20 protein-coding genes are annotated in these 22230 nt (G+C 63.6%); 12 read left to right on the top strand and 8 right to left on the bottom strand.

The features are described 5' to 3' along the window. Nucleotides 1-154: 154 nt before the first annotated feature. Entirely contained in the window at nt 155-2557 is a 2403-nt protein-coding gene (locus J2X67_RS01655; protein ID WP_309949896.1) for a DNA translocase FtsK 4TM domain-containing protein, read from the bottom strand. Between the two features lie 91 nt (nt 2558-2648). Further along, nucleotides 2649-3323: a Crp/Fnr family transcriptional regulator gene (locus J2X67_RS01650; RefSeq protein WP_309949895.1), complete on the bottom strand. Its 675-nt coding sequence runs from the start codon at nt 3321-3323 to the stop codon at nt 2649-2651. Nucleotides 3324-3503: 180 nt separating this feature from the next. On the opposite strand from J2X67_RS01650, the gene trxB reads away from it, so the two are divergent. The 3 genes from trxB (at nt 3504) to rpmG (ending at nt 5064) form a co-directional block, all read left to right on the top strand. Beyond that, the gene (gene trxB, locus J2X67_RS01645; RefSeq protein ID WP_309949894.1) at nt 3504-4463 is read left to right on the top strand and encodes a thioredoxin-disulfide reductase; all 960 of its coding nucleotides are present in this window, start codon (nt 3504-3506) and stop codon (nt 4461-4463) included. 182 nt (nt 4464-4645) lie between these two features. Further along, nucleotides 4646-4879: a 50S ribosomal protein L28 gene (gene rpmB / locus J2X67_RS01640; protein WP_007830293.1), complete on the top strand. Its 234-nt coding sequence runs from the start codon at nt 4646-4648 to the stop codon at nt 4877-4879. Between the two features lie 11 nt (nt 4880-4890). Then, complete coding sequence (gene rpmG / locus J2X67_RS01635; protein ID WP_007830291.1) at nt 4891-5064, top strand: 50S ribosomal protein L33; 174 nt, start codon at nt 4891-4893, stop codon at nt 5062-5064. A 217-nt stretch (nt 5065-5281) separates the two neighbouring features. Here the strand turns inward: rpmG and J2X67_RS01630 are convergent, their stop codons facing one another. The 3 genes from J2X67_RS01630 to J2X67_RS01620 form a co-directional block, all read right to left on the bottom strand. Further along, on the bottom strand, nt 5282-6496 hold the full coding sequence (locus tag J2X67_RS01630) for a fatty acid desaturase (protein ID WP_309949891.1): 1215 nt from the start codon (nt 6494-6496) through the stop codon (nt 5282-5284). A 132-nt stretch (nt 6497-6628) separates the two neighbouring features. Beyond that, nucleotides 6629-7900 (bottom strand): RsmB/NOP family class I SAM-dependent RNA methyltransferase, encoded by a 1272-nt coding sequence (locus J2X67_RS01625; protein ID WP_309949889.1) that lies wholly within the window; start codon nt 7898-7900, stop codon nt 6629-6631. A gap of 30 nt (nt 7901-7930) precedes the next feature. Continuing rightward, nucleotides 7931-9784 (bottom strand): M48 family metallopeptidase, encoded by a 1854-nt coding sequence (locus J2X67_RS01620; RefSeq protein ID WP_309949887.1) that lies wholly within the window; start codon nt 9782-9784, stop codon nt 7931-7933. A gap of 46 nt (nt 9785-9830) precedes the next feature. On the opposite strand from J2X67_RS01620, the gene J2X67_RS01615 reads away from it, so the two are divergent. Continuing rightward, nucleotides 9831-10082 carry a DUF1653 domain-containing protein gene (locus J2X67_RS01615; RefSeq protein WP_309949886.1) on the top strand — a complete coding sequence of 84 codons (252 nt, stop codon included), beginning with the start codon at nt 9831-9833 and terminating at the stop codon, nt 10080-10082. 14 nt (nt 10083-10096) lie between these two features. Here the strand turns inward: J2X67_RS01615 and J2X67_RS01610 are convergent, their stop codons facing one another. Together J2X67_RS01610 and purN are read right to left on the bottom strand one after the other, a co-directional pair. Beyond that, on the bottom strand, nt 10097-10372 hold the full coding sequence (locus J2X67_RS01610; RefSeq protein ID WP_309950813.1) for an I78 family peptidase inhibitor: 276 nt from the start codon (nt 10370-10372) through the stop codon (nt 10097-10099). An 80-nt stretch (nt 10373-10452) separates the two neighbouring features. After that, nucleotides 10453-11049, bottom strand: a complete 597-nt coding sequence (gene purN / locus J2X67_RS01605) for a phosphoribosylglycinamide formyltransferase (RefSeq protein WP_309949885.1) — start codon at nt 11047-11049, stop codon at nt 10453-10455. Nucleotides 11050-11219: 170 nt separating this feature from the next. Here purN and J2X67_RS01600 point away from each other — a divergent pair, with 170 nt between their 5' ends. The 4 genes from J2X67_RS01600 (at nt 11220) to J2X67_RS01585 (ending at nt 15770) form a co-directional block, all read left to right on the top strand. Beyond that, the gene (locus J2X67_RS01600; RefSeq protein WP_309949884.1) at nt 11220-12401 is read left to right on the top strand and encodes an acyl-CoA dehydrogenase family protein; all 1182 of its coding nucleotides are present in this window, start codon (nt 11220-11222) and stop codon (nt 12399-12401) included. A gap of 12 nt (nt 12402-12413) precedes the next feature. Continuing rightward, nucleotides 12414-13529, top strand: coding sequence for an acyl-CoA dehydrogenase family protein (locus J2X67_RS01595; RefSeq protein WP_309949882.1), 1116 nt, complete (start codon nt 12414-12416; stop codon nt 13527-13529). A gap of 85 nt (nt 13530-13614) precedes the next feature. Next, nucleotides 13615-14967 (top strand): alpha/beta fold hydrolase, encoded by a 1353-nt coding sequence (locus tag J2X67_RS01590; RefSeq protein WP_309949881.1) that lies wholly within the window; start codon nt 13615-13617, stop codon nt 14965-14967. 11 nt (nt 14968-14978) lie between these two features. After that, nucleotides 14979-15770, top strand: coding sequence for an enoyl-CoA hydratase (locus J2X67_RS01585; protein WP_309949879.1), 792 nt, complete (start codon nt 14979-14981; stop codon nt 15768-15770). Between the two features lie 8 nt (nt 15771-15778). Here the strand turns inward: J2X67_RS01585 and J2X67_RS01580 are convergent, their stop codons facing one another. Continuing rightward, complete coding sequence (locus J2X67_RS01580) at nt 15779-16339, bottom strand: HNH endonuclease (protein WP_055804374.1); 561 nt, start codon at nt 16337-16339, stop codon at nt 15779-15781. A 166-nt stretch (nt 16340-16505) separates the two neighbouring features. Here J2X67_RS01580 and J2X67_RS01575 point away from each other — a divergent pair, with 166 nt between their 5' ends. From J2X67_RS01575 to J2X67_RS01560, 4 genes are all read left to right on the top strand, one after another. Beyond that, the gene (locus tag J2X67_RS01575; RefSeq protein WP_309949875.1) at nt 16506-17543 is read left to right on the top strand and encodes a bifunctional riboflavin kinase/FAD synthetase; all 1038 of its coding nucleotides are present in this window, start codon (nt 16506-16508) and stop codon (nt 17541-17543) included. A gap of 121 nt (nt 17544-17664) precedes the next feature. Then, nucleotides 17665-20514: an isoleucine--tRNA ligase gene (gene ileS, locus J2X67_RS01570; protein ID WP_309949873.1), complete on the top strand. Its 2850-nt coding sequence runs from the start codon at nt 17665-17667 to the stop codon at nt 20512-20514. Beyond that, nucleotides 20514-21026 (top strand): signal peptidase II, encoded by a 513-nt coding sequence (lspA, locus tag J2X67_RS01565; protein WP_309949872.1) that lies wholly within the window; start codon nt 20514-20516, stop codon nt 21024-21026. The genes ileS and lspA overlap by 1 nt, the downstream gene beginning before the upstream one ends. A gap of 157 nt (nt 21027-21183) precedes the next feature. Continuing rightward, nucleotides 21184-22194: a LacI family DNA-binding transcriptional regulator gene (locus J2X67_RS01560; RefSeq protein WP_309949870.1), complete on the top strand. Its 1011-nt coding sequence runs from the start codon at nt 21184-21186 to the stop codon at nt 22192-22194. Nucleotides 22195-22230 lie beyond the last annotated feature (36 nt).

The following is a 22230-nucleotide window of genomic DNA, read 5'->3' as shown; positions in this document are numbered from 1 at the left end:
GCGACCATACCCCGCGGCGCATTGCGGCATGTGCGGGGATTGATGAAGTTTTGCAACGTTATTGCAGCTTTTGCAACCTGCCTGTCGGCGCGTGACGGCTGGGCCTGCAGGTATTTGCCGCAGGTATTTGCCGCTACTCGCCGGTATCGGTCGGCTATTCGGCGCGTGCCGGCACCAGGATTTCGCGCTGGCCGCTGCCGCTCATGGCGCTGACCAGGCCTGCCTTTTCCATGTCTTCGACCAGCCGCGCCGCGCGGTTGTAGCCGATCTTCAGGTGGCGCTGCACAAGAGAGATGCTGGCCTTGCGGTTCTTGAGCACCACTTCGACCGCCTGGTCGTACATGGGGTCTTTCTCGGCGTCGCCGCCCTCGCCCAGCATGTCGCCGTCGCCATCGACCGTGCCGCCTTCGAGCACGCCTTCGATGTAATCGGGCTCGCCCTGGCTCTTGAGGTAAGCGACGACACGGTGCACTTCTTCGTCACTCACGAAAGCGCCGTGCACACGAATCGGCAACCCCGTGCCGCTGGGCATGTAGAGCATGTCGCCCATGCCAAGCAACGCTTCGGCGCCCATCTGGTCGAGGATGGTGCGGCTGTCGATCTTGCTCGACACCTGGAACGCGATGCGGGTGGGAATGTTTGCCTTGATCAGGCCGGTAATCACGTCGACGCTAGGCCGCTGCGTGGCCAGAATGAGGTGGATGCCGGCCGCGCGCGCCTTTTGTGCCAGGCGGGCGATCAACTCTTCGATCTTCTTGCCGACCACCATCATCAGGTCGGCAAGTTCGTCGATCACAACCACGATGTGCGGCTCGCGCTTGAGCGGCTCGGGGTCGTCGGGCGTGAGGCTGAAAGGGTTGTAGATGAACTCTTCGCGCGCCTTGGCTTCATCGATCTTGGTGTTGTAGCCGGCCAGGTTGCGCACCCCGAGCTTGCTCATGAGCTTGTAGCGGCGCTCCATTTCGGCCACGCACCAGTTCAGGCCGTGCGCAGCCTGGCGCATGTCGGTGACCACGGGTGCCAGCAGGTGCGGAATGCCCTCGTAGACCGACATTTCAAGCATCTTGGGGTCGATCATCAAGAGCCGCACGTCGCGCGCCTCGGCCTTGTAGAGCAGCGACAAGATCATTGCGTTGATACCGACCGACTTGCCCGAGCCGGTAGTGCCGGCCACCAGCACGTGAGGCATCTTTGCAAGATCGGCCACCACGGGGTTGCCGATGATGTCCTTGCCAAGACCCATCGTCAGGAACGACTTGCCTTCGTTGTAGACCTGCGAGCCCAGGATTTCGCTGAGCTTGATCGACTGGCGCTTGGCGTTGGGCAGCTCGAGCGCCATGTAGTTCTTGCCCGGAATGGTTTCGACCACGCGGATCGACACCAGAGAGAGCGAGCGTGCAAGGTCCTTGGCGAGGCCGACGATCTGCGAGCCCTTGACGCCGGTGGCGGGCTCGATTTCGTAGCGCGTGATCACCGGCCCTGGTGAGGCAAGTACCACGCGCACCTCGACGCCGAAGTCCTTGAGCTTTTTCTCGATCATGCGCGAGGTCATCTCGAGCGTATCGGGAGAAACGGTTTCCTGGCGCGCCTGCGCGGCGTCCAACAGGTCGACCTGCGGCAGCTTGCTGTCGGGCAACTCCTTGAAGAGCGGCTTCTGGCGCTCCTTGACGACACGGTCGCTCTTGGGCACTTCGGTCATCGCCGGCTCGATCTGCACCGGCGGCGAAGGCGCGCGCCGCTTGGGACGAGGCTCGATGCGCAGCTCTTCGTCGTCATCGGCGCCCATGGGGTCGATGCCGCCGTTCATTTCGCGCGAGAACACGGGTTCTTCAGCCTCCGCGCGTTCACGGGCCGCCTGCTTGCCCATGGCAATGTCGGCCGCCAGTTCGCGCTTTTCGCGGCGCGACTCGAACAGCGAGTAAGCGCGCGCGCCGATGCGCTCGGCAATCAGGCTCCACGAAAAGCGGAACACCAACGCCGAGCCGATCACGCCAGCGGCAATGGCCACCAGCGCAGATCCTGTAAAGCCGAGCCAGCGCACGCTTGCCGGGCCGACCAGATAGCCAAGGGCGCCGCCGCCGGAACCCGGCAAATGCGATTCGAGCCGATACAGGCGCGACCATTCGAGAACCGTGCTTGCGCAGAGCAGCAGGACGAGCCCGAACCAGAACGCCAGCCTGCTACGGTTGAACCTGCCGCGCACCGGCTGCTCGGCGGGCGAAGCCTCGCCTCCGCGCAACCAGTTGGCAAGAGAAGAAAGCCATGCGCGCAGCCCCGCGGCCAGGCACCACCAAACCGAATAGCCGGCCAGGAAATAGCTGCCGTCCGCCAGCCAGGCGCCGATGCGGCCCGCCCAGTTCTTGATTTCTCCCCCGGTGCCGGAGGTCGACCAGGCCGCATCCGAAGGCGTGAAGCTCAGCATGGCCAGCAGCCAGAACAGCAACGCGGCAAACCCGGCGATCAGTGTGATTTCATGGGCGAAGCGCATGGCGCGCACGCGCACGGGTTGCCCTTCGGTGGCCGAAGAAGATTGAAGCGTATTGAGCGAATAGGTCATGAAAAACACAGCACTCCAGCCTCTGGAAGCAGCAGCTGGAGCCTGAACACTACAACAAAAGGACGTGGCCGCCAGAAGCGCCGGTGACCGCTCAGGTCAGCGACAGGAGCCGATCCTTGACGAGCATGGAGCCGTCGTCCTGGGTCTGAACAAATCCGCGTTCCTCGAGATCCTTCATCACGCGGCTCACCATTTCACGCGAGGCACCGACCATTTTCGCCAGATCCTGGCGGGAGATCTTGTCTCGCACCTTGAGATTGCCCGCACCGTCGTCGATTGCGAACTCGAGCAGCGATCGCGCCACGCGGCCGTACACGTCCATGAGCGCGAGCGATTCGATCTTGCGGTCCGCATGGCGCAAGCGCTGCACGAGACCACGCATGATGTTGTAGGCCATGGAGGAGTTTTCGGGCAGGCAGCGCGCAAACGCATCGCGGCCGAGCATGAGCACGTCGCACTGGATTTCGGTGCGCACCGTGGCCGAGTGCGGCTCGTCGTCGATCAGGCTCATTTCGCCGATGTAGTCGCCCGGGTGCAGCGTTGCAAGAATCACCTCGCGCCCGCGGCTGTCGGCACTGGTAACGCGCGCACGGCCGGTGAGAATGATGTAGAGCGCATCGGACTTCTTGCCCTGCTCCACAATGATTTCGGCTCGCTTGAGACGTTTCTTGACAATCGCGTCTGCGATGCTCGACGACTGCGAGGAGGTCAGCGAGGCAAACAGCGGAACGCGCCGCAGCAATTCAAGATTGGACAGCATCGACATTTAACAATCCCTAATACTGCGCGTGTGGGCCAACCCTGCGGAACCCCATGGATTACTACAATCGCGCGCATTGAAAACACCGTTCACCCGGTGTTGAACCGAGCGGTGATACTCCACATATATCGCTACCACCCTGAAAATGTACACGCTGACGCAGCGCAAATCCTAGGTTTTCTACTCATGTCCGCTTCCCAACACGCCAAGGTTTTGATTCTCGGCTCCGGCCCGGCCGGCTATACCGCTGCTGTTTATGCAGCACGTGCGAACCTGCAGCCTTTGCTGATTACCGGCATTGCCCAAGGCGGGCAATTGATGACAACCACCGAAGTCGACAATTGGCCAGCCGACGTGCACGGAGTGCAAGGGCCCGAACTGATGCAGCGATTTCTTGAACACGCCGAGCGTTTCAAGACACAAATCGTTTTCGATCACATTAACAAAGTAGATCTAAGCAATCGTCCATTTACATTGACGGGCGACAGCGGCACTTACACCTGCGATTCGCTGATCATTGCAACAGGCGCTTCCGCCAAGTATCTCGGGCTGGATTCAGAACAGAAATTCATGGGCCGCGGTGTTTCTGCATGCGCAACCTGTGACGGCTTCTTCTATCGCGAACAGGAAGTGTGCGTAATCGGCGGCGGCAATACCGCCGTGGAAGAGGCGCTCTATCTCGCCAACATTGCAAACAAGGTCACGCTGGTTCATCGCCGGGACAAGTTCCGGGCCGAGCCAATCCTGATCGACAAGGTCAAGGAAAAGGTGGCAGAAGGCAAGATCGTGCTGAAGCTGCACAGCGAACTCGACCAGGTGCTGGGCGACGACACGGGCGTGACAGGCATCCGAATCAAGAACACCCAGACCGGCGCAACCGAGCAGATCGATCTCAAGGGCTGCTTCATTGCCATCGGACATCATCCCAACACCGACATCTTCCAGGGCCAACTGGAGATGAAGGACAACTACATCCTGACCCGTTCGGGCCTGCAGGGTTTCGCAACGATGACCAGCATTCCTGGTGTCTTTGCTGCTGGCGACGTCCAGGACAACGTGTACCGCCAAGCCATCACAAGCGCCGGCACCGGCTGCATGGCCGCGCTGGACGCGCAGCGCTTCCTGGAGCAGGACGGCACGCTCTAGACCCGGCTCCCGCCAAAAGGGCTATAATCCAAGGCTTTGCCGAAATGAGGACCCTCTTGCGGGGTCCTTCAGCGTTCCGGCAAGCCGGGGTACCGCCACCCGTTTCTGGCGAGGTCAAGCTGCAAAACACCTGCAATCTCCACGATTGCGCCGGTGCCAGCTGTTCAAGAAAGAGTGTCCTCATGGCACGCGTATGCGACGTAACGGGCAAAGGCCCGATGGTCGGAAACAACGTTTCCCACGCCAACAACAAAACCAAGCGCCGGTTCCTGCCGAACCTGCAATACCGCCGTTTCTGGGTCGAGACTGAAAACCGCTGGGTTCGCCTGCGTGTTTCGAGCGCTGCGCTGCGCCTGATCGACAAGAACGGCATCGACGCCGTGCTCGCAGACCTGCGCGCACGCGGCCAAGCTTAAGGAGCTGAATCATGGCAACGAGCAAAGGCGGACGCGAAAAGATCAAGCTGGAATCCACCGCGGGTACCGGCCACTTCTACACGACCAGCAAGAACAAGAAGACGATGCCTGAAAAGATGTCGATCATGAAGTTCGACCCGAAGGCGCGCAAGCACGTCGAGTACAAGGAAATCAAGCTGAAGTAATTCAGCACTGGTTCCACAAAAACAAAAAACCCCGCCGGGCTTGCCCAGCGGGGTTTTTTGTTGCCCGCGTCAACTGCTTGGCGTACGGCTTGGCGCTTGGCTTGGCGCAGGGATATGGGCGTGATATGGACGTAAAAAAGCCGGCTCCAAGCCGGCTTTTTCAGGGGAGAGTTTCAAGCGGCCTGCCCGCCCGCCTCTCTTCGAGCTTGACTGGCGATCAGGCCCGCGCAGCGCGCAGCCGCGTCGAGAACTCGCGCAGACCCGCAATGCCGCTGGCTTCGGCACGGTGGCACCAGGCAGCCAGATCGGCAGCCAGTTGCTCGCGCGATTGCGAGGTGTTGAGCCAGAGCTGGCGCAACTCTTCGCGCATCGTCACCATCTTGTCGATGACCGGGTGGGCAGCACGCGCCTGCACGAGGTGGGAGCGGGCGGATGCCGGCACCTTGTCGTCGTCGCGATGCAGCCAGTTCTTGGCCGCCTTGAGCACCGAGATGTCGCCACCCTTGGTCTTGAGCGCAATCAGCTCCGCCTTGGTAACGCGGCGCATTTCGCGGGCGTAGCCGGCCATGACTTCGTAGCGGTTGGCAATGACGGCCTCGAGCGTCTTCTCGTTGGCAACGGGCTGGATGTCGCCCATCTGCATCTTCGGCGGCACCTTCTTGACCTTGGCCCAGCCGATCGCCTGCATCATCTGGATGTAGACCCAGCCGATATCGAACTCGTACTTCTTGACCGAGAACTTGGCCGAAGTGGGATACGTGTGGTGGTTGTTGTGCAACTCTTCACCGCCAATGATCAGGCCCCAGGGCGAGACATTGCGGCTGGCGTCGGGCGCCTCGAAGTTGCGGTAACCCCAGTAGTGGCCAATACCGTTGATGATGCCGGCGGCCGTGATCGGGATCCACAGCATCTGCACTGCCCAGACGGTCAGGCCGAGCACGCCGAAGAGCGCCAGGTTGATGACCAGCATCAGGCCCACGCCCTGCCAGCTGTAGCGGGTGTACAGGTTGCGTTCGATCCAGTCGTCGGGCGTGCCGTGACCGTAGCGGTCCATCGTTTCCTTGTTCTTGGACTCGGCGCGATACAACTCAGCGCCGCGCCAGAGGACTTCGTCGATGCCCTTGACCTGCGGGCTGTGCGGATCTTCTTCGGATTCGCACTTGGCGTGGTGCTTACGGTGAATGGCAACCCATTCCTTGGTGACCATGCCCGTACCCAGCCAGAGCCAGAAACGGAAGAAATGCGAGGGAATTGGCCCCAGGTCCATTGCACGGTGCGTTTGCGTACGGTGCAGGAAGATGGTGACCGCAGCAATCGTGATGTGCGTGGTGACGAGCGTGTACAACACGATCTGCCACCATGTCAGGTCCCACAAGCCGTGTCCGAGCCAGTCGATGGCCGCGCTCAAAACGGCAGAGTCAGGAATCAACATTGAAATAAGTACTCCATGGCCACACGAAGGTGCAGCCTTCAGTTAACCCGCAATTTTAAGGTGGCAAGGCCAAAATGAGGCCTTTTACCCTTCCTTAAAAACGCAGATTTACCCTACTTTGGAGTGCCGCGCCTATTTGCGGTTCCACACTGCCGCAAAGAAACCGTCCGTGGCGTGGCGATGGGGCCATAGCCGCAAGTAGCGGCGGCCGTGCTCGCCGCCCGCGCAGAGGGCCTCGAAACCCTCCACCTTCAGGCCCTGCAGCAGTTCCGCGGCGTCCAGGGGCACAAAATCGGGGTTGACGGCGCTGAAAGCCTCGGCAATGGCCTCGTTTTCCTCGGGAAGCACGCTGCAAGTTGCATAAATCAGACGTCCGCCCGATTTCAGGAGGCGTGCTGCGCTCTGCAAGATGGCAGCCTGCTTCACCGTCAGCTCTTCGACCGACTTGGGCGACTGGCGCCATTTGAGGTCGGGGTTGCGGCGCAGCGTCCCCAGGCCCGAGCACGGGGCGTCGACCAGCACCCGGTCGATCTTGCCGGCCAGCCGCTTGATGCGATCGTCACGCTCGTGGGCAATGGCCGCCGGGTGAACGTTCGAGAGCTTGCTGCGTGCCAGCCGCGGCTTCAACGCATCGAGCCGGTGCGCGGAGGTGTCGAAGGCGTAGAGCCGGCCGGTGTTGCGCATGGTCGCGCCAACCGCCAGCGTCTTTCCGCCGGCGCCGGCACAAAAATCGACGACCATTTCGCCGCGCTTGGCGTCCAGCAGCAGCGCAAGCAGCTGCGATCCCTCGTCCTGCACCTCGACGGCGCCCCGGGCAAAGGCGTCCAGCTTGGTCAGCGCGGGCTTGCCGTCGATCCGCAAGCCCCATGGCGAGAACGGCGTCACTTCAGATTTGATAGCAGCCTTGGCAAGCTCTGCCTTGACATCGGTCCGTTTATCCGTGAGGGCATTGACCCGAAGGTCGAGCGGCGCGGGCTGCTGAAGGCTTTCGACCAGCGGCCAGAAACCGTCGCCGAGCTGAGCCTTGAGGGGAGCGACCAGCCATTCGGGGAGGTTGTGGCGGTGACGCTCGAGCAAGTCTTCCGGCTTGACGGCATCGCAGTTGTCGAGCCAGCGCTTTTCGGTATCGTTGAGCGCGCTTTTCAGAAAGTCTCGCGGGCCATGAAAGCCCAGAATCGCCATGCGGCGCTCTTTCGAGCCGCTGCCCGAAGGCGAAAGATGGTCGAACAGGAGTTTTTTGCGCAAGACGGTGTAGACCGTCTCGGCAAGCGTGGCGCGCTCGCGGGGGCCGAACTCGCGGTGGTCGCGGAAAAAGCGCGAAACGACCTGGTCGGCCGGGTGATCGAATTTCAGGACAAGGCCGACCAGATCGGCGGTGGCCTCCAACAGGGCTTTGGGGTGCATACCCCCGATTGTCTCAGCCGGAGGCCCCTCCTACGCCCTGCGCGTCCAGATCGTCCCGAAAGCCTGTCGTTCGATCTCGGCCAGCGTTGGCGAATGGCCGGCCCACAGGACCAGCGCCGCACCCGGCAGGCTCAGGGTGTGCTCGAGTTGGCGGCAAAGCTGCCAGCGGTCTTCGTCGTCCATGCCGGGCAGCTCGACGAACACAATGTAGGCCCTGCGCCACGGAAATTCGCGCAGCGTCTTGCGCACCAGCCACGCTTTCGAAACTGGAAGGCACCGCGCCAGGTCGGCCCGCAGCTCGCCCAATTCATAGTCACTCAGGTCGTGCCGGGCGATCTGGCTGAAGAAAGGCGTCTCCGTGATCTCTTCCCAAGCCCTGGCCTCGGCTTCTTCAGCCTCCTTGAGGCGACCGCGCCACAGCTTGAGCGCTTCTTCGTCGTGTGCTCCGGCATCCGGATTCTCGAGCGCGGCCACCGCGCTTTTTGCAGCCCACCATCCGCTGGCAGGACTGGATCCGTGCAAGCGCTCGAGCACGGCAAGGCGTGCCGCCCGATCACGCACCGGGAGCATCTGGGCCAGCCCCCGCAAGGCTCCGGCATGCGCGGGCGCGATCTGAAGCGCACGCTCGTAACGAATGCGCACCGGAGCCGCCGGATCGAGCCGCCGCTCGGAGTCGGCCCATTCGACGAGCTCATCAGGCGTATTTCGCTCGCCTCGCGCCGCAAGAAGCTGGACGCGCTCCCGCAGGCGAGACCGGTGTGCATGGTGCTGCTTCCAGTCGCTGGCATGGTCGCGGCGCCATTGGCTATCGAAGTGTTCGATCCATTTGGCACTGTCGGCCAGCATGCCGAGTGCCGGCTCGGCCGACCAGGGCGGCACTACCGCCTTCTGGCCGAGCGCTTCGAGCCGGTCGCGCAAGACCGGGTGGGTGTCTTCGAGATCGCTGACGCGCCGCATGGCTTCTCGCAGCGCCCGGCGCGCGAATTCGTCGCTCGGCGGCGTTTCGGCAAGCTCCTTCAGTGCCCTGAAGGGGCCCGGAGGCTGGGGTTCCCGCTCGGCCCGGGCCCAATGCGAAACCCAGAATTCATCGGCATACCAGGTGGCCTTGATGGCGATTTCGGTCAACGCTGCCGCGGCGACCGGCGTGCCCAGGAGCCGGCCCGAAATGCGGTCGGCCTCGTACTCGTCTTGCCGGGCAAGCGCGAAGGTTCGGGCCGCAAAACGCGGGAAGTACCAGCGAAAAAAACTCTGCGACACCAGCGCCATCACGCCCTCGTCGCGCTGCAGGCTTGCGTCCAGCTTGAGCCACGAGAGCCGCGTACGGTAGATCCAGGCGCTCAGCTTGCCGTGATTCCCGCGCAGGTGTCCGTATTCGTGGGCTAGCACCGACAGCAGCCGCCGCCGGTCAAGCATCATCAGCAGCGGCAACCCGATACTCAGGGAATTGACCGCTCCGCCAAACACCCCGAAGCGCGGCACCTGCCGGATGCTGGCGTTGAATTCATCGTCCAGGAAGACGCGATGAACCGGCGGACCCTTGATCTTCTTGCGAATGCGGTCGAGCGCCTCGAAGAGTGCCGGTGCGTCCGCGCGCGAAAGCTCCCGCCCGTCGGGCTCGTCGAATCGAACCCATAGCGCACGCAGCGTGGCCCAAAGCAGGCCGAAAGCAAAAAGCAGCAGCCACCCGCGCGTAAAGCTGAAGCGACCGCGTCCGGCAGACAGCGCAACCCAGGCGATGATGCCCGCCGAAAGCGCCAGGCAAGCCAGCACCCAAAGGTAGCCGAGTGCGGCAAATGCCGCCACGCTTCGACGATAGCGCGCGCTGTCGTCCGCGCTGGCATGCTCGCTCAGGCGGACAAGGTGAACAAAATCAGCGCGATCCATCCGACTTTCCTCTAACCGATGCCCGCAGTTTGAAAGAAGCAAGACCGTGAACGACAACGACCTGCCACCCCTGATAGAGACGCCGCCGGGCCGTTATCGCCACTACAAGGGCGGCGAATACGAAGTGCTGGGCACGGTGCGCCACAGCGAAACCCTGGAGCCGATGACGCTTTACCGCGCCCTTTACGGCGCGCAAGGGTTGTGGGTTCGCCCCGCCGCAATGTTCGGCGAAACCGTGGAGATCGACGGTGTTCGCCAACTGCGTTTCACCCCTGTCCAGCTGCTAGGGTTTCGATAGCGTCGTTGGTGTGGTCAACCGCAGCGGACGTCCGTCACGCGGCCGCGTGCATCCACGTCGAGGTTGAGGCGTCCGCCGTTGAGTTCCATCGTTACGGCTTCGCCAGGCTTCAGTGCCCGGACGGTGCCCGCACCTGCGCGCACACGCGCCGCAGCCTCGAGTTGGGGCGACAAGGGCTGGCCAACGGCGAATCGCGCGCCATCGGCGTTGCACTGGAATACTGGTTCAGGTGCCGGGGCGGCGGATGCGGCAGGTGTCGGCGTAGAAGCTGGTGCGGCACAAGCCGTCATCAAGACAGCGCCGGCAACGATGAACAGTAGCGATTGGGTTTTCAATTCTCTCTCCCGAAAACCCGCGAATATAAACAACTTTAACGAATGTGACCTGATGTATCTGCAAGCCATCCGGCAATGGCGCGTGGATACAACTGATGCTCTTGCGCCAGCACGCGGCCGGCCAACGTGGCGGCCGTGTCGTCGGGCAGCACCGGCACCACCGCCTGCGCCAGGATGGGCCCGTGATCGAGTTCGGTCGTTACCTGGTGCACAGTGACGCCCGCCACCTTGCAGCCCGCGTCGATGGCCCGCTGGTGCGTGTGCAGGCCCGGAAACGCCGGCAGCAGCGAAGGGTGGATATTGACCAGCCGGCCGGCGTAGCGGCCAACGAAGCCCGGCGTCAGGATGCGCATGAAGCCCGCCAGCACCACCAGCGCCGGCGCGTGCGCGTCGACGACTTTTGCCAACGCCTCGTCAAAAGCTTCGCGCGTCGGAAATTCCTTGTGCGGGACCACGGCGGTTGCAATGCCGTGCGCGGCGGCGATTGCAAGCCCCCCCGCCTCGGCCTTGTTGCTGACCACCGCCGCAATGCGGGCGCCAAAGCGCTCGGCCCAGAGGTCGCGCTCGGCGGCACGCACGATGGCCTCCATGTTGGAGCCGCCGCCGGAAATAAGGATCACGATGTTCTTCATGGGACGCGGGATTATCTGTGCTCGGCTCCATCGGGCCGGAAAGCAGCGGGCCGCCAACTTGTCGCCGCGCGGACACCGATTCACAGCACGACCGTGCTAAAACTCGAAGTTCCGGAGACACACCGCCATCGGCGCGATGACGGTAGACCGATCAACACAGCGAGGCACGCATGGATTTGAGCTTCACGCCCGAAGAACAGAAGTTCCGCGAAGAGATTCGCGCCTGGGTCAAGGACAACCTCCCCAAAGAGATTTCGCACAAGGTGCATAACGCGCTCGAACTCACGCGCGACGATTTGCAGGGCTGGGCCAAGATCCTCGGCAAGAAGGGCTGGCTGGGCTACGGCTGGCCAAAGGAATTTGGCGGCCCGGGCTGGACCGCCATCCAGCGCCACCTGTTCGAGGAAGAAACCGCCCTTGCCGGCGCGCCGCGCATCGTGCCTTTCGGGCCGGTGATGGTCGCCCCGGTGATCATGGCTTTTGGCAACGCCGAGCAGCAGAAGCGCTTTTTGCCCGGCATCGCCAGCGGCGAAGTGTGGTGGAGCCAGGGCTACAGCGAACCGGGTTCGGGCTCCGACCTGGCTTCGGTCAAGACCAAGGCCGAGCGCAAAGGCGACAAGTACATCGTCAACGGGCAAAAGACCTGGACCACGCTCGGCCAGTATGGCGATTGGATGTTCAACCTCGTGCGCACCAGCAACGAGGGCAAGCCGCAGACCGGCATCAGCTTTTTGCTGCTCGACATGAAGTCGCCCGGCGTCACGGTGCGGCCGATCAAGCTGCTCGACGGTAGCCATGAAGTGAACGAGGTGTTCTTCGACAACGTCGAAGTGCCGGCCGAGAACCTGATCGGCGAAGAGAACAAGGGCTGGACCTACGCCAAGCACCTGCTTTCGCACGAGCGCACCAACATTGCCGACGTGAACCGCGCCAAGCGCGAACTCGAGCGCCTGAAGCGCATTGCCAAGAGCGAAGGCGTGTACGACGACCTGCGCTTCCGCGACGAGATTGCCAAGCTCGAAGTCGACATCGTCGCGCTCGAAATGATGGTGCTGCGCGTGCTTTCGGCCGCCACCTCGGGCAAGAACTCGCTGGACGTTGCGGGCCTGCTCAAGATCCGCGGCAGCGAAATCCAGCAGCGCTACAGCGAACTGATGATGCTGGCTGGCGGCGCTTATTCGCTGCCCCTCGTCCGCGAAGCAATGGAAGCCGGCTGGCAAGGCAACTTCCCGGGCGGCAACCCGGCGCTTGCGCCGCTCGCATCCACTTTCTTCAACATGCGCAAGACCACCATCTACGGCGGCTCCAACGAAGTGCAACGCAACATCGTCGCGCAGACGGTTCTGGGCTGAGGAGACAAGAACATGGACTTCAATTTTTCTGATGACCAGGAACAACTGCGCGACGCCGTCCGCAAGTGGGTCGACAAAGGTTATGACTTCGAACGCCGCCGGGGCATCGAGGCCAAGGGCGGCTTCTCGCGCGAAGCCTGGGACGAACTGGCCGAGCTCGGCTTGGGCGGCCTCTATATCGCCGAGGAGGACGGCGGGCTGGGCATGGGCCCGGTGGCCGGCATGGTCGTGATGGAAGAACTGGGCCGCGGCATCGTGCTGGAGCCCTTTGCCCAGACGCTGATTGCAGGCGCGGTGCTCAGCGGCTACGCCGGCGCTGAACTCAAGGACAACTGGCTGCCGCGCATCGCGGGAGGCCAGGCCATCGTTGTGCTGGCCCATCAAGAGCGCAAGTCGCGCTACCGGCTCGATGTGTGCGAAGCCAGGGCCGTGAAAGCTGGCGATGGCTGGTCGCTGACCGGCGCGAAGAGCGTGGTGCCCGTGGGCGACGAAGCCGACGCCTACATCGTGCCCGCGCAGGCTGACGGCAAGATCGCCCTCTTCCTGGTCGAGCGCAGCGCCAGCGGTGTCGAGGCACGCGGCTACGGCACGCAGGACGGCAGCCGCGCGGCGGAAGTCGTGTTCGACAAGGCAGACGCCACGCTGATCGCCGCAGACGGCTTGGCTGCACTCGAGTACGCGGTCGACGTGGGCATTGCGGCCACCTGCGCCGAAGCGGTCGGCGTCATGGACAAGACCGTGGCGCTCACGGTCGACTACATGAACCAGCGCAAGCAGTTCGGGGTTGTCATTTCCACCTTCCAGGCGCTGCGCCATCGCGTGGCAGACATGAAGATGCAGCTCGAGCTTGCACGCTCGATGAGCTACTACGCCACGCTCAAGCTCAACGCGCCGGCCGACGAGCGCCGCCAGGCGCTGGCGCGGGCGAAGTACCAGTTGGGCGTTTCCATGCGCTATGTCGCAGCCAATTCGGTGCAGCTGCACGGCGGCATCGGCGTGACCGACGAATACATCGGCAGCCACTATTTCCGCAAGCTGACGCAGCTTGAAATGACCTTCGGCGACACGCTGCACCACCTGGGCGAAGTGTCGGCCCGCATGCAGGACACTGCCGGCGTCTTCGCCTGACGATGTTTTTCCCATAGCATCCAACGCCCGCCCGCCCGCCTTGCGCCGGCGGGCGTTTTTACTTGGACTCAGCCAGGAACAAAACATGCCATCACGTCGCACTCTTCTTGCCCTCGGGCTCGTATTGACCGCCATGCTGACCGCCTGCGCCACCACCCCTTCGCCTTCGTTCAGCGAACGCCCGCCGATCGTCTTCATGCATGGCAATGGCGATTCGGCAGCGCTCTGGCAAACGACCATCTGGCGATTCGAATCGAACGGCTGGCCACGCAACCGGCTCTTTGCAGTCGACCAGCCTTATCCACTGGCGCGCGACGACGACGCAGTGGCGCAGCCAGGCCGCAGTTCGACCGCCGATTCAGCGGCCTTCCTTAAAGCAGAAGTCGAGAAGGTGCTGAAGGCCACAGGGGCCAGCAAAGTCGTGCTGATCGGCAATTCGCGTGGTGGCAACACCATTCGAAACTACGTGCAGAACGGCGGCGGCTCGGCTGCGGTGAGCCATGTGGTGCTCGGCGGCAATCCGGCGCACGGCATCTGGGCGGTAAAGGGCTTTCGCGAGAACAACGAGTTTTCGGGGCTGTCCGCCTTCATGCAGCAGCTCAACTCGCCCAAGGGAGCGAACGGCGATGAGGTCACTCCGGGCGTGAAGTGGCTCACGCTGCGCTCAGACAACAACGACAAATATGCGCAGCCCGACGGGCTGTGGATCGGTGCGCCGGGCCAGCCGACCAATATCGGCTTCGACGGGCCGGCACTCAAGGGCGCGACAAACGTCGTTCTGCCCCGCGTGGACCATCGCGAGACCTCGTTCTCGCCCGCCGCCTTTGCAGCAACCTGGCAGTTCTTGACAGGCGAGGCGCCGCGCGGCACCGCAATTGCAGCCGAAAGCAATGTCGTGCTCGACGGCCGCGCTGTCGGCGCAGAAAACCTTTCGCTGAACGGCGGCCAAGTCACTGTGTATGCGGTCGACGCCGCTACGAGCGCCCGGCGCGGCAACGCAGTGCACAGCAAGAATATTGGCGCAGATGGCCGTTGGGGCCCCTTCAGCGCTCGTGGAGACACGGCCTACGAATTCGTCCTCAACACACCGGGCTCTGGCGTCACGCACATCTACCGCAGCGCGTTTCCGCGCAGCAGCAGCGTGGTGAACCTGCGCCCTGAGCGCCTTGCACCGGCGGACGCCAGTGCCGGTGCGGTCGTCGTCTTCACGCGCCCCCGCGGGTATTTCGATGCGCAGCGCGACACCATGCGCTTCGACGGCCAGAGCCCGCCACCCGGTGTGCCGCCCAAGGGCTCGGGCGTGTCCAGCTCGCGGCTGCGCGTTGCCGCTGCGGAGCCCCAACGCGCCGTAACCGGTGAGTTCAACGGCGAGCGCATCACCGGCCTGACATGGCCGGCGGCGCAGCAACACGTGACCGTGCTCGAACTGACCTATTGAGAGCCAACAGCATGAACGATGCGGCCCCCTCCCCTTTCGTACTGAACACGCGCGATGAACGCGGCGTGGTCACGCTGACGCTTAACCGCCCGGCCTCTTTCAACGCGCTTTCCGAGGGCATGCTCGGCGCGCTCGAGCAGAGCATTGCGGAAATTGCCGCAGACGAGAGCGTGCGAGCGCTGGTCATCGCGGCGGCAGGCAAGGCCTTCTGCGCGGGCCATGACCTGAAGGAAATGCGCGCAGAGCCATCGCTCGCCTACTACCGGCAGCTCTTCGAACGGTGTGGCGCGATGATGCTGTCGATCCAGCGCCTGCCCGTGCCCGTGATTGCGCGCGTGCATGGCATCGCAACTGCCGCGGGCTGCCAGCTGGTAGCAGTCTGCGATTTGGCCGTTGCCTCCAGCGAGGCGCGTTTTGCGGTCAGCGGCGTGAACGTGGGCCTGTTCTGCGCCACGCCGAGCGTCACGCTTTCGCGCAACCTCGGCCGCAAGGAAGCGTTCGAAATGCTGGTGACCGGTGAATTCATCAGCGCCCAGGAGGCCCGGGAGAAGGGCTTGGTCAACCGGGTGGCCGCGCCGGCCGAACTCGATGCCGCGGTCGAGGCGCTGGTCGCCAGCATCGTCGCCAAGCCCCGAACGGCGCTTGCGCTGGGCAAGGCCCTCTTCTACCGCCAGCTCGAAACCGGCATCGAGGCCGCACTGGCCGACGCCAGCCAGACGATGGCCTGCAACATGATGGACGAGAGCGCACTCGAAGGCGTTCAGGCCTTCATCGAAAAACGCGCGCCCGGCTGGAAGCGCTGAAGCGAGCGCTAGGAGTCGTGCAGCCGCGAGCTTTGCGGCAGGTGCGCCATCAGGAATTCCATCTGGTCCGCCAGGATGCGGCGGTTTCGCAAAATGAAATCTTCCCAGAGGCTGGGCACATAAGGCGCATACAAGAGCGGCATGTTGGCCTGCTCCGGCGTGCGGCTGCTCTTGCGGTGGTTGCACGGCTTGCAAGCCGTGACCACGTTCATCCAGGTGTCGATGCCCTTTTGCGCGAACGGAATGATGTGCTCGCGCGTGAGTTCGTCTTCGTGAAAGTGCCCGCCGCAATAGGCGCAGACGTTGCGGTCGCGCGCAAAAAGCTTGCTGTTGGTGAGCCCGGGGCGCTGGGTAAAGGGGTTGATGCGCGGCACGCCCTTGGTGCCGATGATGCTGTTGATCGCAATCTGCGATTGCTCGCCCGTGATGGCGTTGTGGCCGCCACGGAACACAGCCACCTGCGCGCCCACTTCCCAGCGAACTTCGTCCGCCGCATAGTGGATAACCGCCTGTTCGAGCGATATCCATGACTGGGGCAGCCCTTGGGCCGACAGCTTCAAGACCTTCACCACACGCCTCCTCAAAAAGGGAAGAATCACGGAAAGACCAGGGACACGGAGCGCGCCGGAGACCACTTCAGGCGACGCACTGAGTCACAATATACCGGCTTTGTGACAAAACGGCCTGATTCGCCCAATCGACGGGCGCAAGGCGCTATCAAAAAGATACTCACCAATGCAGGTTTTCCGCGGCTTCCGGCACCCGGGCGTGGCTCCGGCCTGCGCCCTCACCATAGGCAATTTCGACGGCGTGCACCGTGGCCACCAGGCCATGCTGGCACTGCTGCAGACCGAGGCGCGCCATCGCGGGCTGCCCAGCTGCGTGCTCACGTTCGAGCCGCACCCGCGCGACTATTTCGCCGCCGTCACCAAAAAACCCGACCTGGCGCCGGCGCGTATCGGCACCCTGCGCGACAAGCTCACCGAACTCGCTGCCTGTGGCGTGGCGCAGACGGTCGTGCTGCCCTTCGACGGCCGGCTGGCGTCCCAGTCGCCCGAAGACTTCATCCAGCACGTGCTGATCGACGGCCTTGGCGCCCGCTACGTGCTGGTGGGCGACGACTTCCGCTTTGGCGCCAAGCGGGCGGGCGACTACGCCATGCTCGATGCGGCTGGCGACGCCCACGGCTTCGACGTCGCGCGCATGAACAGCTACGAAGTGCACGGCCTGCGCGTTTCCAGTTCGGCGGTGCGCGAGGCGCTGGCCGAGGGCCGCATGGCCGACGCCCATCACCTGCTCGGCCGGCCGTACACAATTTCAGGCCATGTGGTGCATGGCCGCAAGCTCGGCCGCGCGCTGGGCGCCTCCGAACCCGGCAAGGACGACGGATTTCGCACGCTCAACCTGCGCTTCAAGCACTGGAAACCGGCCGCCAGCGGCATCTTCGCGGTGCTGGTGCATGGCCTGGCCGACCAGCCCCTGCCCGGCGTGGCCAACCTTGGCGTGCGCCCCTCCCTGGACGCGAACGACGTCAACGCCGGCCGCGTTTTGCTGGAGACACATTGCCTGGAGTGGCCCTCGCATCTGGGAGCCGAAGGTGCCTACGGTAAAATCGTCCGCGTGGAACTCCTGCACAAACTGCACGACGAATTGCGCTACACCAGCCTCGAGGCCCTCACTGCGGGCATCGCCAAGGATGGGCGCGACGCGCGCGCGTTCTTTGCATCGACCCACGCCGAAACCCATCGCCAGACGACACGCGATCGAATTTAGCCCTGCACGCACCGTGCTGCCGCCCTTCGACAAGCTCAGGGCGAACGGCTTTTCTTCCGCACCGACCGCTCAATGCAGTTCGGGCTGAGCCTGTCGAAGCCCCTCTGTTTCGCACCCCAACATGTCTGACGCCGCTTCCACCACCGACTACCGTTCCACGCTGAACCTGCCCGACACCCCCTTTCCGATGCGCGGCGACCTGCCCAAGCGCGAACCGGGCTGGGTAAAGGAATGGAACGACGAAGGCCGCTACCACCGCCTGCGCGACGCCCGCCACGGCGCGCCCAAGTTCATCCTGCACGACGGCCCGCCCTACGCCAACGGCCAGATCCACATGGGCCACGCGGTGAACAAGATCCTGAAGGACATGATCACCAAAGCGCGCCAGCTCGAAGGCTTCGACGCGCTCTACGTGCCCGGCTGGGACTGCCACGGCCTGCCGATCGAGAACGCCATCGAAAAGCAGTACGGCCGCAACCTGAGCCGCGACGAAATGCAGGCCAAGAGCCGCGCCTACGCCACGGAACAGATCGCGCAGCAAATGGCCGACTTCCAACGCCTGGGCGTGCTGGGCGAATGGGACCATCCGTACAAGACGATGGACTTTGCGAATGAGGCCGGCGAGCTGCGGGCCTTCAAGCGCGTGATCGAGCGCGGCTTTGTCTACCGCGGCCTGAAGCCGGTGTACTGGTGCTTCGACTGCGGCTCGTCGCTGGCCGAGTTCGAAATCGAATACGCCGACAAGAAGAGCCAGACCATCGACGTGGCCTTCAAGGCACACGACCGCGAAAAGGTACTGAAGGCCTTCGAGACCGACCACACGATCCTTGGCGACATCTTCGCCGTGATCTGGACCACCACCGCGTGGACCATCCCGGCCAACCAGGCGATCAACCTGAACCCCGAGATCGAGTATTCGCTGGTCGACACCGAGCGCGGCCTGCTCATCCTGGCCAACTCTCTGGTCGAGATGTGCATGACGCGCTACGCACTCGACGGCAAGGTGCTGGCCACGGTCAAGGGCGAGAAGCTCGGCGGGCTCGAGTTCGAGCACCCGCTGTACGACGTCGATGCCGGCTACAAGCGCCTTTCGCCGGTGTACCTGGCCGACTACGCCACCGCCACCGACGGCACCGGCCTCGTGCACTCATCGCCCGCCTATGGCGTGGACGACTTCAACTCCTGCATCGCCCATGGCGTGGCGTACGACGACATCCTGAACCCGGTTCAGGGCAACGGCAGCTACGCGCCCGACTTTCCGCTCTTCGGCGGCCAGAACATCTGGAAGGCCGTGCCGGTCATCATCTCGGCGCTGCGCGACGCCAACCGCCTGCTCACCACCGAGACCATCACGCACAGCTACCCGCACTGCTGGCGCCACAAGACGCCGGTGATCTACCGCGCCGCGGCGCAGTGGTTCGTGCGCATGGACGAAGGCGAAGGCGTGTTCACCAAGGACAAGGCGCCCAAGACGCTGCGCCAGACCGCGCTCGAAGCCATCGAAAAGACGAGCTTCTATCCAGAGAACGGCAAGGCGCGCCTGCACGACATGATCGCCAACCGGCCCGACTGGTGCATCAGCCGCCAGCGCAGCTGGGGTGTGCCGATCCCGTTCTTCCTGCACAAGGATTCGGGCGAGCTGCATCCGCGCACCATGGAAATCCTCGACCAGGCCGCCGACATTGTCGAAAAGGGCGGCATCGAGGCGTGGAGCCGTGTCACCGTCGAAGAAATCCTCGGCGCCGAAGACGCGCCCCACTACACCAAGAGCACCGACATCCTGGAGGTGTGGTTCGACTCGGGCTCGACCTTCTATCACGTGCTGCGCGGGACGCACCCGAACGTGCACCACGCTGCAGGCCCTGAGGCCGACCTGTACCTGGAAGGCCACGACCAGCATCGCGGCTGGTTCCATTCGTCGCTCTTGATCGCCTGCGCACTGGAAGACCGCGCGCCGTACCGCGGCCTGCTCACGCACGGCTTCACGGTGGATGCCAAGGGCATCAAGATGAGCAAGTCGCTCAAGAACGGCATCGACCCGCAGGAAATCAGCAGCAAGCTGGGCGCCGAGATCATCCGCCTCTGGGTGGCTGCAAGCGACTATTCCGGCGACATCGCAGGCGACGACAAGATCCTCGCGCGCGTGGTCGACTCCTACCGCCGCATCCGCAACACGCTGCGCTTCTTGCTGGCCAACACCAGCGACTTCGACATTGCCAAGGACGCGGTGCCGCTCGACCAGCTGTTCGAGATCGACCGCTATGCACTCGCGCGCGCTTCGCAGTTCCAGGCCGAAATCCTCGCGCACTACAAGGTGTACGAGTTCCACCCGGTGGTGGCCAAGCTGCAGATCTACTGCTCGGAAGACCTGGGCGGTTTCTACCTCGACATCCTGAAAGACCGGCTCTACACGACCGCGCCTGGCTCCCTTGCGCGCCGCAGTGCGCAGACCGCGCTCTGGCACATCTCGCAAGCCATGCTGCGCTGGATGGCGCCGTTCCTGAGCTTTACGGCCGAAGAAGCCTGGAAGTTCGTGAGCACGGGCAAGCCGGGCGAATCGATCTTTGCCCAGACGTTCAGCAAATTTGCCGCGCCCGACGAGGCACTGCTCGCCAAGTGGAGCCGCATTCGCGATATCCGCGACGTGGTCAACAAGGACATCGAAGCCGTGCGCGCCGAAGGCAAGGTGGGCTCGTCGCTGCAGGCCAACCTGCAACTCAGCGCACCGGCCGAAGACTTCGCGCTGCTGGGGTCGCTGGGCGATGACCTGAAGTTCGTCTTCATCACGTCGGCCATCGAGCTGGCCGCGGGCGAGGCGCTGTCTACCGTGGTAACACCAAGCGCCGCGCAAAAATGCGACCGTTGCTGGCACTACCGCGACGACGTGGGCCACGACCCGGCGCACCCGACGATCTGCGGCCGTTGCACAAGCAACCTGTTCGGCGCCGGCGAGCCGCGGAGCTTTGCCTGATGGCGGCCGCACGCTCGATGCCGGCATCGCGTTCGCGCAGCGCGAGCATCTGGCCATGGCTCGGCCTGGCGGTGATCATCTTGATCATCGACCAGTTCACCAAGACGCTGATCCTGGGCTACTACAAGCTTGGTGACGCAACCTACGTGACGAGCTTCTTCAACGTGGTTCGCGCGCACAACACGGGCGCCGCGTTCTCGTTCCTGGCCGACCACTCGGGCTGGCAGCGCTGGTTCTTCACAGCCATTGGCTTGGCGGCTGCGGTGTTCATCGTGTGGATGCTGAAATCGCACGCGGGGCAAAAGCTGTTTTCGTTTGCAATGGCGTGCATTCTGGGCGGCGCCATCGGCAACGTGATCGACCGGATGATGCACGGCTACGTCGTCGACTTCCTGAGCTTTCATGCGGGCAACTGGTACTTTCCGGCCTTCAATGCAGCGGACAGCGCCATCACCCTGGGCGCGATCTGCTTGATCCTGGATGAGATCAGGCGCGTTCGCCGCGGGAAGTAATTGGTCGTTCGTTAGAGGGCTTTCTGCCCTCGCCCCAACCCTCTCCCACAGGGCGAGGGAGCAAACCCGACGCGAGGGTTTTTCCCGACTTTCTTGGCCTGTCATAGCGGGGTCATACTGCCGCGGTGCAATGTAATCGTTTACATAGCACCGCACGATGAGCATTCAATCCGTTGCAGCCAAGGCCGGGGTTTCCGTGGCCACCGTATCCCGGGCGTTCAACTTCCCGGACAAGGTCACGCCAGCCACGCGTGAGTTGGTGGAACGCGTGGCGCGCGAGCTCCACTACGTGCCCAACGCCAGCGCGCGCACCTTGCGCACACAGCGCAGCCGCGCATTGGGCGTGGTGCTTCCCACGCTCCTGAACCCCACCTTCGCCGAGTGCCTGCAAGGCATTGCGCGTGCTGCCATTGCGGGTGGCTACGCCATCATTCCGGTCACCACGGGCTACCGGCTGGACGAAGAAGAACGCGCGGTCCATCTGCTGCTGGCGGGCAGCGTCGACGGGCTGATCCTCGTGGTGTCCAACCCGTCCACTTCGGCTGCCCTTGCACGGCTTCGCACCAGCGGCACGCCCTATGTGCTGGCCTACAACCGGCACCCCGATCACCCTTGCGTCACCGTCGACGGCGAAGCCGCAGTGGCAGACGCCGTCTCACGCCTTGTACTGCTCGGGCACCGCCGCATCGCCATGGTCAGCGGCACGCTGGCCGCCTCCGACCGGGCGCAGCAGCGCTACCGGGGCTATCAAAAAGGCATGGCCGATGCCGGCCTGAATGCGCCGCCGCTCATCGAGGTGCCCTTTGTCGAAAGCGCAGTCGACATGCTTACGCAGCTGTTGCAAGCCAGGAGTCGGCCTACAGCGCTCGTCTGTTCGAACGACCTGCTCGCCATTCGCAGCATTCGCGCCGCACACCTGAGCGATCTGGCCGTGCCGGACGATCTCAGCGTGGTGGGCTTCGACGGCATTGCACTCGGCGAAGACCTCACGCCGGCGCTCACCACCGTTGCACAGCCCAACAGCGACATCGGCCGGCGCAGCGTCGAGTTGCTGATCCAGGCCATGGCCGACGGCACCGCGCTGCAACCCGAAGCGAGCCTGCTGCTGCCCTGCTTCTTTCGCGATGGCGAGTCGTGCGCATCCGCGAGCGATATCGCCGACGACTGATCACCCCTCTCACCCATCCCACCCTCACATCCATCA

Origin of the sequence: Variovorax sp. 3319 (assembly GCF_031456585.1) — a bacterium.
GTDB classification, from domain to species: Bacteria; Pseudomonadota; Gammaproteobacteria; order Burkholderiales; family Burkholderiaceae_C; genus Variovorax; species Variovorax paradoxus_P.
This window is presented reverse-complemented; position numbering and strand designations above follow the sequence as displayed.

Coding starts and splice junctions, on each gene's coding strand:
- J2X67_RS01590 (WP_309949881.1), top strand. CDS start 13,615: ATGCCATCACGTCGCACTCTTCTTGCCCTCGGGCTCGTATTGACCGCC.
- J2X67_RS01575 (WP_309949875.1), top strand. CDS start 16,506: ATGCAGGTTTTCCGCGGCTTCCGGCACCCGGGCGTGGCTCCGGCCTGC.
- J2X67_RS01620 (WP_309949887.1), bottom strand. CDS start 9,784: ATGGATCGCGCTGATTTTGTTCACCTTGTCCGCCTGAGCGAGCATGCC.
- J2X67_RS01560 (WP_309949870.1), top strand. CDS start 21,184: ATGAGCATTCAATCCGTTGCAGCCAAGGCCGGGGTTTCCGTGGCCACC.
- rpmG (WP_007830291.1), top strand. CDS start 4,891: ATGGCAACGAGCAAAGGCGGACGCGAAAAGATCAAGCTGGAATCCACC.
- J2X67_RS01600 (WP_309949884.1), top strand. CDS start 11,220: ATGGATTTGAGCTTCACGCCCGAAGAACAGAAGTTCCGCGAAGAGATT.
- J2X67_RS01630 (WP_309949891.1), bottom strand. CDS start 6,496: ATGTTGATTCCTGACTCTGCCGTTTTGAGCGCGGCCATCGACTGGCTC.
- ileS (WP_309949873.1), top strand. CDS start 17,665: ATGTCTGACGCCGCTTCCACCACCGACTACCGTTCCACGCTGAACCTG.
- J2X67_RS01595 (WP_309949882.1), top strand. CDS start 12,414: ATGGACTTCAATTTTTCTGATGACCAGGAACAACTGCGCGACGCCGTC.
- trxB (WP_309949894.1), top strand. CDS start 3,504: ATGTCCGCTTCCCAACACGCCAAGGTTTTGATTCTCGGCTCCGGCCCG.
- J2X67_RS01655 (WP_309949896.1), bottom strand. CDS start 2,557: ATGACCTATTCGCTCAATACGCTTCAATCTTCTTCGGCCACCGAAGGG.
- J2X67_RS01585 (WP_309949879.1), top strand. CDS start 14,979: ATGAACGATGCGGCCCCCTCCCCTTTCGTACTGAACACGCGCGATGAA.
- J2X67_RS01625 (WP_309949889.1), bottom strand. CDS start 7,900: ATGCACCCCAAAGCCCTGTTGGAGGCCACCGCCGATCTGGTCGGCCTT.
- J2X67_RS01610 (WP_309950813.1), bottom strand. CDS start 10,372: ATGACGGCTTGTGCCGCACCAGCTTCTACGCCGACACCTGCCGCATCC.
- purN (WP_309949885.1), bottom strand. CDS start 11,049: ATGAAGAACATCGTGATCCTTATTTCCGGCGGCGGCTCCAACATGGAG.
- J2X67_RS01650 (WP_309949895.1), bottom strand. CDS start 3,323: ATGTCGATGCTGTCCAATCTTGAATTGCTGCGGCGCGTTCCGCTGTTT.
- lspA (WP_309949872.1), top strand. CDS start 20,514: ATGGCGGCCGCACGCTCGATGCCGGCATCGCGTTCGCGCAGCGCGAGC.
- rpmB (WP_007830293.1), top strand. CDS start 4,646: ATGGCACGCGTATGCGACGTAACGGGCAAAGGCCCGATGGTCGGAAAC.